Consider the following 12,536-nt stretch of genomic DNA (forward strand, 5'->3'; position numbering starts at 1 on the left):
CGGCCTGAGGAGTCAGGCCGTTAGCGGCTAAGGTTCGCCATACAGCCCGATGAGTCGGCGCACCACGCCGTTTGTCCAGCCAAAGCCATCCTGCAGCGGATATTCCCCGCCGCCGCCTTCGCGCGGCATGCCGTCGGCAATATGGTATTTTTCGATAAGCTTGTGGTGTTCCTGGTAAAAGAGATTCACCGTTTTCAACCAGTTACGGGCTATTTCATCGCCAAGATGGTCGTCGCCATACAGTTTGAAACCTTGAATAGCCATCCATTGCAGCGGTGCCCAGCCGTTGGGTTTATCCCACTGCTCACCGGTTTCATGTTCTGTGGCTAAAATGCCCCCGGGCGTTAGCAGGCGGCTGCGTACCGCATTGGCCAGCCGGTCGGCTTGTTCATGCGTTGCCATGCCGACATACAGCGGTACGATACTGGCGGCAGAGAAGAGGGCCATTTGTTCACGTCGCCAGTCATAATCGCGATAGCAGCCGTTTTCATCATCCCATAAGTAGCGATTCACCGCGTCGCGCCGGTCATTGGCTTTCTGGCGAAACAGCGATTCAGCTTCTTTATCACCTTTCAGCGCCGAAATATTGGCGATGGTGCTCTCCAGCTTGTAGAGGAATGCGTTTAGGTCAATTGGGATGAATTGTGTCGTGCGTATGCTGGCAAGGCGACCTGCATCGCGTAGCCAGCGCGAGGAGTAATCCCATCCCGAGGCCGCGCCTGCACGCAAATCGCGATACACCTCATTGGGCGGTCGCCCCGAATGCTTGGCGGTCTCGACGTCTTCAAGCCACGATTCATCGCGCGGCGTATCACGATCGTCCCAATAGCGGTTGAGCAAGGATCCGTCCGACATTCTGATCACGTGGCGGTAGGCCTGGTTGAGCACCAGGGAATCGGCGCCATCCATCCAGAACGCGTACTCCATTTTTAGATGATCAAGATAACGGCGCGCGCCACGTACGCCATCTTCTTCAAACAGTTCCACCATCAGCGCAAAGACTGGCGGCTGCGAGCGGCTCAGGTAGTACGTTCGATTACCATTTGGGATGTGACCATAGTTTTCGATCATCCAGGCAAAGTTATCCGCCATACATTTCAGCAGATCTTCGCGACCGCTCTCTGCCAGACCCAGCATGGTGAAATAGGAATCCCAGTAGTAGGTTTCGCTAAAACGTCCGCCAGGCACAATATATGACTGCGGTAACGGCAGCAGAGAGGACCAGGGAATGTGGTCCTGCGGTTCGCGCGTCAGCACTGGCCATAGTTGATCGATATGCTCTTTCAGCGAATTTGCCGGGTCAGAAACGTATTCACTGGAGGGCGTTTCCGGGAGCCAGAAATGGTTCTCAACAAAGCGCTTCAGGTCAAAGTCCCGATGGCGTTTGACCTTGCGATAGCGGATCAAAATGTCCAGAGGGTCCATTTTGGGCGCACAGTCGGGGAAGGTTTTGCTATCGGCAAACAGTTTCGATGACTGAACGTGTTCGAACAGCTCAAGGTAACGATCGGCCGGGGTTAAGGCATCTGAGGCGGGCAGCCCTTCAATCATCTCCGGCTCAGGCTCTGCCTCAATCATTTCATCCAGCTTTAACTCGCACGGATCCATTTCATAAAGCAGATCGATGTCGATCGTCAGTTCTTCAGAAGGGGCGTGGGGTAGTTTCTGGTTGAGCATAATGAGAAAGACCTCCGATGGACGTTGAAATAGTAAGGCTGTTGCCCGGTCGTCAGTTAAGCGTAGACATTCGCTTCGGTATTGGCTGAGTAAAGCGTGCGGTTGATCACGTTTTAGAGTCACGCGTTATTTAAAAAATTAAACTATCTCAATGATAATAATGAATAATTCAGAATCGTACACGACCTTAAGATATTCCATTTTCAGAACATTCGATTGCAACGAGGTGTGAACGAAACCTGCTAATGGCTTAACGCTATAATAGGCACAGGCTATTCTATTGATAGTTCTCTTCCATGTAATTGCTTGATACTTATCAAAATAGTAATCCCCTCATTTCCTATGATGGTCAAGTCTGACAAAGACTGTGCATTAATTATTCTAATTTTTCTGGGTCACAATAACTCACAACGGTGAGGGTAAAATAATGAAAATCATTACCCGTCTTACCGCGATTGCCATAGCTGGCGTCGTGATTTGTTATTTTGGATTATCCGGTTATGTGTGGTATCACGATAATCAACGGAGCAAACAGGCTGATGTTCAGGCCTCTTCGCTGGAAGCAAATAATAAAGTTTTAGGATTCTTACGCGAAAAAGGATGCGATTATTGTCACACGCCTTCGGCTGAATTACCTTTCTATTCTTCTTTTCCTGTCGCTAAGCAGTTGATGAATTACGACATTCAACTGGGATACAAATCCTTCAATCTTGAGGCCGTTCGTGCGGCGCTGGTCGCGGATAAACCCGTTTCGCAAAGCGACCTGAATAAAATTGAATGGGTGATGCAGTACGACACCATGCCACCGACGCGTTATACCGCGCTGCACTGGGCCGGTAAAGTGAGCGATGCGGAGCGCGAAGAAATTCTGGGCTGGATTGCGAAACAGCGTGAACAGTACTACGCCAGTAATGATACCGCCGCGCAGCATCGTAATGAACCAGTACAGCCAATACCAGAAAGCATCCCGACCGATGCCCGCAAGGTGGCGCTGGGCTTTACGCTTTATCACGATCCACGTATTTCCGGCGACAGCACGATCTCTTGCGCGCACTGTCATGCCCTGAATGCGGGTGGTGTGGATGGCCGGAAAACGTCAATTGGCGTAGGCGGAGCGGTCGGGCCGATCAACGCGCCAACGGTGTTTAACTCAGTCTTCAACGTGGAACAGTTCTGGGATGGTCGTGCGCCGACATTGCAGGCGCAGGCAGGTGGTCCGCCGTTGAACCCAATTGAAATGGCGTCTAAATCCTGGGATGAAATTATCCAGAAGCTGGATAAAGATCCGCTATTGAAGCAAGAATTTATTGCGGTTTATCCACAGGGGTTCAGCGGAGATAATATTACCGATGCGATTGCTGAGTTTGAGAAAACGCTGATTACGCCAAATTCGCCGTTTGATAAGTGGTTACGTGGTGATGAGGAGGCGTTAACGGCCCAGCAAAAACATGGCTATCAATTATTTAAAGAAAATAAGTGTGCGACCTGTCACGGAGGTATTATTTTAGGCGGACGCTCATTTGAACCATTAGGTTTGAAAAAGGACTTTAATTTCGGCGAAGTTACTGCCGCAGATATTGGCAGGATGAACGTGACCAATGAACTACGTGACAAACTTCGTCAGAAAGTTCCAGGATTACGTAACGTTGCGCTGACTGCGCCTTATTTCCATCGCGGTGATGTGCCAACGCTTGATGGCGCGGTCAAATTGATGCTGCGTTATCAGGTGGGTAAAGAACTGCCGCAGGAAGATATCGACGATATCGTGGCGTTCCTCGAAAGTTTGAATGGGGTTTATACGCCGTACATGCAGGGTAAATAATTATTGCCCCTATCCAGCCTGGCGCATTTTGCAGGCTGGATAATTCTCCTTTACCTGGCGGGTGTTTACCTCTGCTCGCCCACGAATATTTCCCATAATTCTTCTACCGCTCTGGACATTCTGCCTGCAGGTCTAAACAGTCGGATATCAATGGGTACCCATAACCCGCTCTTCTGCGGAGCCGCTGCGGCGATCGTCCCGGCCTGAACGTCCGGAGCTGCCAGACTTTCCGGCAGCCAGGCAATGCCGTCCCCGGCTTTAACCATCGCCAGCAGCGTGGCGGCCAGATCGGCGGTGAAGGCGATGTCCATACCGCGTCGGGCATGATTCACCGATGACGTGTTCGAGAGGATCCTCCCCAGACCGGATTCTGCAGAGAAGGAGAGAAACGGAAACTTTTTGCCCCCCGTAGCCTGCCAGAGCGGCTGATGAGAGCGGGGATCGCATTTGGCGTAAGGTATTAACGTTTCTCGCCCAAGGCGGACGCTGAGATATTTCGTCTGATCAAGGTTGATGTGCATGTGAGGGTGGTAATAACACAGCAGGAACTGCGCATCCCCTTTTTCAATCATCCGTTCACAGGCGCTGAGCGTGTCTGACAGCAGGCGAAATGAGCCGAAACGGGCGATTTTTTCGTTATTACGCATCAGCGCTGGAAAAAATGAGAACGACAGGGAATGCGTTGCGGAGAAAATAACATCCGGTCGGGTATTTCCCGCCGCTTCGATAGTTTCATTTCTCAGGGTGTATAGCGTCCGGATCAGCTCCGGCACCTGAGCGACGAAAACCTCCCCCGCACGGGTCAGGCTGACGCCACGGCGGTTACGCTCAAAAATCGGCGTTCCAAGCCACTCTTCCAGCGAGACAATGCGCCGACTGAATGCGGGCTGCGTCACATATCGGGAAGCGGCTGCGCGGGAGAAATTGAGTGACTGCGCCAGCGCAACGCAGTCTTCAAGCCAGGTGAGTTCCAGGTGATGCCGATTTTGCATTACAGCCAGCCTCTTTGGCATTAGATCAGTAAATAAGCACTGCTTAAGATGGAGAAATACAGGACGATGGCGTCCTTAAATGCTGCCTGAGTGCATTATGCCAATAATAAACCGGCATGAGTTATCACTTTTTACAGGCGCGTAAGTGCGAGCATAACTGACTAACAACCCGCCGGAGAAAACATGCGTATCCTCGATGTTGTAGAAATTACCAAACCCATCGCTTCCCCTATTCGTAACGCCTATATCGATTTCAGCAAGATGACGACCAGTCTGGTGGCCGTTGTGACTGACGTTGAGATAGAGGGTCGTCGCGTAGTGGGATACGGATTTAACTCTAATGGTCGTTACGGCCAGGGGGGATTGATCCGCGAACGCTTCCGTAACCGCATTCTGGACGCTGACCCGGAAAGTCTGCTGAATGCCGAAGGCGATAACCTGGATCCGCATAAAATCTGGGACGTCATGATGAGTAATGAAAAGCCGGGGGGCCATGGTGAGCGCTCGGTGGCTGTGGGTACGCTGGATATGGCTATCTGGGATGCCGTTGCCAAAATTGCCAACAAGCCGTTGTTCCGTTTGCTGGCTGAGATGAAGGGCGTTGAGGCGAATCCACGCGTCTTTGTCTACGCAGCGGGGGGATACTATTATCCGGGTAAAGACCTGAGCGCGCTGCGTCAGGAAATGCGAGGCTACCTGAACCGCGGGTACAACGTGGTTAAAATGAAAATCGGCGGTGCATCGTTGGAAGAAGACCGTCGCCGTATCGAAGCGGTATTGACTGAAATTGGCGACGAAGCGCGTCTTGCCGTTGATGCCAATGGACGCTTTGATCTGGAAACCAGTATTGCCTATGCCAAAATGCTACGAGATTATCCATTGTTCTGGTACGAAGAAGCTGGCGACCCGCTGGATTATTCTCTCCAGGCCGCGCTGTCAGAATTTTACCCAGGCTCGATGGCGACCGGTGAAAACCTCTTTTCTCATCAGGATGCGCGCAACCTGCTGCGCTACGGCGGCATGCGCCCGGATCGCGACTACCTGCAATTTGACTGTGCGCTTTCCTACGGTCTGGTCGAATATCTGCGTACCCTCGACGTACTGGCGCAGTTTGGCTGGTCCCCATCACGCTGCATACCGCATGGCGGTCATCAGATGTCGCTGAACATTGCGGCGGGTCTTGGTCTCGGTGGGAATGAAAGTTATCCGGATCTGTTCCAGCCGTACGGCGGTTTCCCGGATTCAGTTAAGGTGGAAGAGGGTCATATCGTCATGCCAGAACTGCCGGGCATAGGGTTTGAAGGTAAATCTGACCTGATTAAAGAGATGCGCGCGTTGGCCGAATAGCGCTGGCGGCGGTGAGATAACGCCCCTCTGGTTGCCGGAGGGGCGCGTGTTAAGTGAATAGCGTCTACACGTGGGCAATTAGCGCATAGTGACGAATTCTTCTGCCGCCGTTGGGTGAATCGCAACGGTGTTATCGAAGTCTTTCTTAGTCGCGCCCATTTTCAGCGCCACCGCGAAGCCTTGCAGCATTTCGTCCATGCCAAAACCGATGCCATGAATACCAACAATCTTCTCTTCCGGACCCACGCAAACCAGCTTCATGCGGCACGGCTGGCGGTGTGAAGTCACGGCAGTGTACATCGCGGTAAACGAGGATTTATACACTTTCACCTGGTCATCGCCGTGCTGTTCGCGAGCCTGCTGCTCGGTCAAGCCCACGGTGCCAATCGGCGGGTGGCTGAAGACCACGGTCGGGATGTTGTTATAGTCCAGATGCTCGTCCGGCTTGTTGTTAAACAGACGCTCGGACAGACGACGGCCCGCGGCAACGGCAACCGGCGTCAGCTCAACGGCACCGGTGTTATCGCCAACGGCATAAATCCCCGGTACGCTGGTGTTTTGGTATTTATCAACGACGATGTAGCCTTTTTCGTTGGTTTTCACGCCAGTAACGGCCAGGTTAAAGTTATCGGTGGCTGGTTCACGACCGATCGCCCAAATCAGGCAATCCACCGTTTCGCTACGGCCATCTTCCAGTTGCAGAGTCAGATTGCCGTCGGCGTTTTTAATGACCGCTTGCGGAATCGCATGAGTATGCAGGGTCGGACCTTCGGTGTTCATCACCTCGACCAGCGTCTCGACGATCATCGGATCAAAGCTGCGCAGCGGCGCGTGTTTACGCACGAACAGGTGAGTTTCTGCGCCCAGGCCGTTAATTACGCCTGCCAGTTCAACGGCGATGTAGCCTGCGCCAACAACGGCTACACGTTTTGGCAGCGCTGGCAGCTCAAAGAAACCATCGGAGTCGATACCGTATTCCACGCCTGGAATATTCGGATGGCTCGGGCGCCCGCCGGTGGCGATCAAAATATGATCGGCAGTAATGGTTTCACCGTTCACTTCAATGGTTTTGGCATCAACGAAGCGGGCAAAGCCTTTAATCACATCAACGTTATTTTTACCCAGCACGTTGTCGTACGAGGTATGAATGCGATCGATATAGGCGGTACGGCTGGCGATCAGTTTATCCCAGTCGAACTTATTAATGGTGGTATCGAAACCGTAATCCGGGCCGTACATATGAATCGCTTCACGGATTTGTGCGGCATGCCACATCACTTTTTTCGGTACGCAGCCAACGTTAACGCAGGTGCCACCTAACTCTTTGGCTTCAATCAGTGCGCATTTCTGGCCGTACATTGCCGCACGGTTAATGGAGGCAATACCGCCGCTGCCGCCGCCAATAGCGATGTAATCATAGTGCTTGGTCATGACCGCTCCTTCATGTTCATTGTAGGGCGGAGAAGCGTTACGCCATCCGCCAAAATATTCGCGATTGTATACCTGAAATTAAAAGGTTCCACCGATGGCTGCGATTACTCCGGCACGATCCAGCTTACGGAAGTGTGTCCGGTTCCAGCGGGAACCAGCTTGCTATGTAGCCACGGCAGGACGTTGTTCATCTGCTGCTCCAGCTTCCACGGCGGGTTAATCACAATCATGCCGGACGCCGTCATGCCGCGCTGATCGCTGTCCGGGCGCACCGCCAGCTCAATTTGCAGAATTTTGCGGATGCCGGTGTCTTCCAGATCGTGGATCATACGTTTGATTTGCTGGCGCAGAACCACCGGATACCACAGCGCATAGGTGCCGGTCGCGAAGCGCTTGTAGCCTTCGTTAATGCCGGTCACTACCGCCTGGTAGTCGGTTTTGATTTCGTATGGCGGATCGATAAGGATCAGCCCGCGGCGGGAAACCGGCGGTAATTTTGCTTTTAGCTGCTGATAACCGTCGGCTTTGGCTACGCGTGCGCGTTCATCTTTTTGAAATTCGCCGCGCAGCAAAGGAAAGTCACTCGGGTGCAGCTCGGTTAATTGCAGGCTGTCCTGTTCGCGCAGCAGCTGACGCGCAATTAACGGGGAGCCTGGGTAGTAGCGCAACTGGCCGCTACGGTTGAAATGCTGCACCACGGAAATATAGGGTTCAAGTTCAGCAGGCAAATCGTCCTGCTGCCAGATACGGGCAATACCTTCCAGGTATTCACCGGTACGTTCGGCATGCTCACTGCTCAGCTGATAACGGCCTGCGCCAGCATGGGTGTCCAGATAGAGAAACGGTTTTTCTTTCTCTTTGAGCGATTCAATGATCAGGCTCTGAACGGTGTGTTTAAGGACGTCGGCGTGGTTGCCTGCGTGATAACTGTGGCGATAGCTGAGCATGGGTAATGAAATTCCGCTGAAATGACGATTTGCGACAGTTTACAGCAGATCGGCACAGATTACCCGTAGGCCCGGTAAGCGTAGCACCACCGGGCGTCTTTCCGTCACGGTGAGCATTGAAATCCTCTACACTTAACCCCATTGTACAAATTAATATGCACAGCGCCGGATACGCGCTTCATTCACTCTTTTCAACAGGACCGCGCTAATGACCAATCCATTGCTGACTCCCTTCGAACTGCCGCCGTTTTCTAAAATTCAGCCCGAACATGTTGTGCCAGCCGTTACTAAGGCGCTGAACGATTGTCGCGAAAACGTTGAGCGAGTCGTTGCGCAGGGCGCGCCGTACACCTGGGAAAATCTCTGCCAGCCGCTTGCGGAAGTAGACGATGTGCTGGGGCGTATTTTCTCTCCAGTCAGCCACCTGAACTCGGTGAAAAATAGCCCGGAACTGCGTGAAGCCTACGAGCAAACGCTGCCGCTGCTCTCCGAGTACAGCACCTGGGTTGGGCAACATGAAGGTCTGTACAAAGCGTACCGCGACCTGCGTGACGGCGACCATTACGCCACCCTGAATACTGCACAGAAAAAAGCGGTCGATAACGCGCTGCGTGATTTCGAGCTGTCCGGTATCGGCCTGCCGAAAGAGAAACAACAGCGCTACGGCGAAATCGCCACCCGTTTGTCTGAGCTGGGTAACCAGTACAGCAACAACGTGCTCGATGCCACCATGGGCTGGACCAGGCTGGTGACCGACGAAGCGGAGCTTGCCGGAATGCCGGAAAGCGCGCTGGCGGCAGCGAAGGCCCAGGCTGAAGCCAAAGAGCAGGAAGGTTACCTGCTGACCCTGGATATCCCAAGCTACCTGCCGGTAATGACCTACTGCGACAACCAGGCTCTGCGTGAAGAGCTGTATCGCGCCTACTCCACTCGCGCTTCTGACCAGGGGCCGAATGCCGGTAAGTGGGACAACACCCCGGTAATGGAAGAGATCCTCGCGCTGCGTCATGAACTGGCACAACTGCTGGGCTTCGAAAGCTACGCCTTTAAATCTCTGGCCACCAAAATGGCGGAAAACCCGCAGCAGGTGCTCGACTTCCTGACCGATCTGGCCAAACGTGCCCGTCCGCAGGGTGAAAAAGAGCTGGCCCAGCTGCGTGCCTTTGCCAAAGCAGAATTTGGCGTTGAAGAGCTGCAGCCGTGGGATATCGCTTACTACAGCGAGAAACAAAAACAGCATCTGTACAGCATCAGTGACGAGCAGCTGCGCCCGTACTTCCCGGAAAACAAAGCCGTTAACGGCCTGTTTGAAGTGGTAAAACGCATTTACGGCATCACCGCGAAAGAGCGTACCGATGTTGACGTGTGGAATCCGGAAGTGCGTTTCTTCGAGCTGTACGATGAAAGCAACGAACTGCGCGGCAGCTTCTACCTCGACCTGTACGCCCGCGAACACAAACGCGGCGGGGCGTGGATGGACGACTGCGTCGGCCAGATGCGCAAAACCGACGGCACGCTGCAAAAACCGGTCGCCTATCTGACCTGTAACTTTAACCGTCCGGTGAACGGCAAACCGGCGCTGTTTACCCACGACGAAGTGATCACCCTGTTCCACGAGTTCGGTCACGGCCTGCACCATATGCTGACCCGCATCGAAACCGCCGGGGTGTCCGGTATTAACGGCGTGCCGTGGGATGCGGTCGAACTGCCAAGTCAGTTTATGGAAAACTGGTGCTGGGAGCCGGAAGCGCTGGCGTTTATCTCCGGTCACTATGAGACCGGCGAACCGCTGCCGAAGGAACTGCTGGATAAAATGCTGGCGGCGAAGAACTACCAGGCCGCGCTGTTTATTCTGCGTCAGCTGGAGTTCGGCCTGTTCGACTTCCGCCTGCACGCGCAGTACAACCCGGAGCAGGGGGCGAAGGTCCTTGAGACGCTGGCCGAAATTAAGAAACAGGTCGCCGTGGTGCCTGGCCCAACCTGGGGCCGCTTCCCGCACGCCTTCAGCCACATTTTTGCCGGTGGCTATGCGGCGGGCTACTACAGCTACCTGTGGGCCGACGTGCTGGCGGCAGACGCATTCTCCCGCTTCGAAGAAGAAGGCATCTTCAACCGCGAAACCGGTCAGTCATTCCTCGATAGCATCCTGACCCGTGGCGGTTCGGAAGAGCCGATGACGCTGTTCAAACGCTTCCGCGGCCGTGAACCTCAGCTTGATGCCATGCTGGCGCATTACGGCATCAAGGGCTGATTGTTCGCGTGAAAATTTGTTTACTGGATGAAACGGGCGCCGGAGACGGCGCCTTATCTGTTCTGGCCACCCGCTGGGGGCTGGAGCATGATGAAGACAACCTGATGGCGCTGGTGATGACGCCGGAACATCTGGAATTGCGCAAGCGAGACGAACCGAAACTCGGCGGCATCTTCGTCGATTTTGTCGGCGGTGCCATGGCGCACCGACGTAAATTCGGCGGCGGTCGTGGTGAAGCGGTGGCGAAAGCCGTCGGCATCAAAGGAGATTATCTGCCGGACGTGGTTGATGCCACCGCCGGGCTGGGGCGCGATGCGTTTGTGCTGGCCTCCGTCGGCTGCCGTGTGCGGATGCTGGAACGCAATCCGGTGGTCGCCGCGTTACTCGATGACGGCCTGGCGCGCGGCTATGCCGATGCGGAAATTGGCCCGTGGTTGCAGGAACGTTTACAGCTGATTCACGCCTCAAGCCTGACGGCGTTAACCGATATTACCCCACGCCCACAGGTGGTCTATCTCGACCCGATGTTCCCGCACAAGCAGAAAAGCGCGCTGGTGAAAAAAGAGATGCGCGTGTTTCAGTCGCTGGTGGGGCCGGATCTGGATGCTGATGGTTTGCTGGAACCGGCGCGTCAGTTGGCAACCAAACGTGTGGTGGTGAAGCGCCCGGACTACGCGCCGCCGCTGGCTGACGTGGCCACGCCTAACGCGGTGGTGACCAAAGGGCATCGGTTTGATATTTATGCCGGAACCCCTCTGACGGAGTAACGGATTGTCCGATGGCGCTACGCTTATCGGGCCTACGATTCTCAATAATTCGTAGGCCAGATAAGGCGGTAGCCGCATCCGGCATTACGACTTAAACAAACGGCGCCAGCGGGTCCGCAATCTCAAACGCCACTGCACGATCCGCTTTCGGCGGGTAAATCAGCTCGCTGACAATCGACATCTTCAGCTTTTTCGCCTCTTCACGCGTCAATTTCACCTGCTGATCCCATCCTTCGGTGTATACCGCCCCCCACGCGCCGAGATCCAGACAGGTGACATACATCTCCTGACGATACGGCAGCGGCGCGACGTTCAGCAGATTCGCCGCCGCATTATTACCGGCAAATTTCCCCAGCAGAATGGCGTGCTGGCAGGTCATCAGCGCATGATTGCCTTTGTCATCGGTAGCCGCATAGGCGACGTCGCCGGTGGCGTAGATATCCTCATGACCCAGTACCTGGAGGTTCTTGTTCACATGCAGGCGTCCCTGACGATCGCGTGGGGCGTTTATCTGTGCGGTCAGGTCGCTCGCCTGGACGCCGACGGTCCAGATCACCGTTTGTGAAGCGATAACCTGCCCATCTTTCAGCGTTACGCCAGCCGCGTCGACGCTCTCTACTTCCGCGTTGACCAGCCACTCCACGCCCAGCTCGGCGGAAGCGTCGATAATCACATCGCGCAGCGCCTGACTCCAACGTCCGCCCGGTTGTGCACTGCGTTCAACTACGACTACTCTGGTCTTAGCATCAGCCCCTAAAATGTTGCGCAGACGGCTGGGTAATTCCAGCGCCATTTCAATTCCGGTAAAGCCGCCGCCGCAAACCACCACGGTATTGCGCGCCTCGCTTTCCGGCTGTAAGGCCAGATCTTTAATGTGCTGCTCAAGCACTGCGGCGCTCTCCAGTTGGTCGAGATCAAAGGCGTGTTCGGCGGCACCGGAAACGGCGTCGCGGTTAACGTGGCTGCCGCTGGCTAGTACCAGGCGATCATAGCGATGCAGATGGTTTTCGCCGTTGGTGTCTTGCCAGCTAACTTCGTGGGATCCCGGTAGGATCTGTTCTACATGCCCTTGTAAAAAGCGTATGCCGGTGACGTCGAACAGCGGCTGTAGCGGAGCGACCAACGTTTGAACGGCATTTTCATAAAAGCGTGGACGCACGCGCAGCTCGGGCTGAGGTGCAATCACAGTAATATCAATATGTTGCTGGTTTTTATCCGCCAAACGCGCGGCGCTCAGCGCTGCCCACATCCCGGCAAAGCCGGCGCCCACGATCAGAATTTGTTTTTGCATGATGCTTATCT

9 protein-coding genes are annotated in these 12,536 nt (G+C 54.4%); 4 read left to right on the top strand and 5 right to left on the bottom strand.

The window, feature by feature from the left end; all coding sequences use genetic code 11:
- Positions 1-27: 27 nt before the first annotated feature.
- Entirely contained in the window at positions 28-1,677 is a 1,650-nt protein-coding gene (locus tag FDW92_RS21420; protein WP_042311762.1) for an alpha,alpha-trehalase, read from the bottom strand.
- A 427-nt stretch (positions 1,678-2,104) separates the two neighbouring features.
- Between FDW92_RS21420 and FDW92_RS21425 the strand changes: the two genes are divergently transcribed.
- Positions 2,105-3,499 carry a cytochrome-c peroxidase gene (locus tag FDW92_RS21425; protein WP_042311765.1) on the top strand — a complete coding sequence of 465 codons (1,395 nt, stop codon included), beginning with the start codon at positions 2,105-2,107 and terminating at the stop codon, positions 3,497-3,499.
- Positions 3,500-3,564: 65 nt separating this feature from the next.
- Here the strand turns inward: FDW92_RS21425 and FDW92_RS21430 are convergent, their stop codons facing one another.
- Positions 3,565-4,491 (bottom strand): LysR family transcriptional regulator, encoded by a 927-nt coding sequence (locus FDW92_RS21430; protein WP_042311767.1) that lies wholly within the window; start codon positions 4,489-4,491, stop codon positions 3,565-3,567.
- Positions 4,492-4,674: 183 nt separating this feature from the next.
- Here FDW92_RS21430 and FDW92_RS21435 point away from each other — a divergent pair, with 183 nt between their 5' ends.
- A complete protein-coding gene (locus FDW92_RS21435) occupies positions 4,675-5,838 on the top strand; it encodes a mandelate racemase/muconate lactonizing enzyme family protein (protein ID WP_042311769.1) in 1,164 nt (387 codons plus the stop codon).
- A gap of 78 nt (positions 5,839-5,916) precedes the next feature.
- Here FDW92_RS21435 and gorA read toward each other — a convergent pair whose 3' ends face one another.
- Positions 5,917-7,269 carry a glutathione-disulfide reductase gene (gorA, locus tag FDW92_RS21440; RefSeq protein WP_137400698.1) on the bottom strand — a complete coding sequence of 451 codons (1,353 nt, stop codon included), beginning with the start codon at positions 7,267-7,269 and terminating at the stop codon, positions 5,917-5,919.
- 104 nt (positions 7,270-7,373) lie between these two features.
- Positions 7,374-8,216 (bottom strand): 23S rRNA (adenine(2030)-N(6))-methyltransferase RlmJ, encoded by an 843-nt coding sequence (locus FDW92_RS21445; protein ID WP_038635089.1) that lies wholly within the window; start codon positions 8,214-8,216, stop codon positions 7,374-7,376.
- A 208-nt stretch (positions 8,217-8,424) separates the two neighbouring features.
- Here FDW92_RS21445 and prlC point away from each other — a divergent pair, with 208 nt between their 5' ends.
- Together prlC and rsmJ are read left to right on the top strand one after the other, a co-directional pair.
- The gene (gene prlC / locus FDW92_RS21450; protein ID WP_042311774.1) at positions 8,425-10,467 is read left to right on the top strand and encodes an oligopeptidase A; all 2,043 of its coding nucleotides are present in this window, start codon (positions 8,425-8,427) and stop codon (positions 10,465-10,467) included.
- An 8-nt stretch (positions 10,468-10,475) separates the two neighbouring features.
- On the top strand, positions 10,476-11,234 hold the full coding sequence (gene rsmJ, locus FDW92_RS21455; RefSeq protein ID WP_042311775.1) for a 16S rRNA (guanine(1516)-N(2))-methyltransferase RsmJ: 759 nt from the start codon (positions 10,476-10,478) through the stop codon (positions 11,232-11,234).
- A gap of 91 nt (positions 11,235-11,325) precedes the next feature.
- Here rsmJ and FDW92_RS21460 read toward each other — a convergent pair whose 3' ends face one another.
- Positions 11,326-12,525 carry an FAD-dependent oxidoreductase gene (locus FDW92_RS21460; RefSeq protein WP_042311779.1) on the bottom strand — a complete coding sequence of 400 codons (1,200 nt, stop codon included), beginning with the start codon at positions 12,523-12,525 and terminating at the stop codon, positions 11,326-11,328.
- Between the last annotated feature and the right edge of the window lie 11 nt (positions 12,526-12,536).

The sequence above is a fragment of the Citrobacter sp. wls706 genome (assembly GCF_005281305.1).
Classification (GTDB): Bacteria; Pseudomonadota; Gammaproteobacteria; order Enterobacterales; family Enterobacteriaceae; genus Citrobacter; species Citrobacter werkmanii.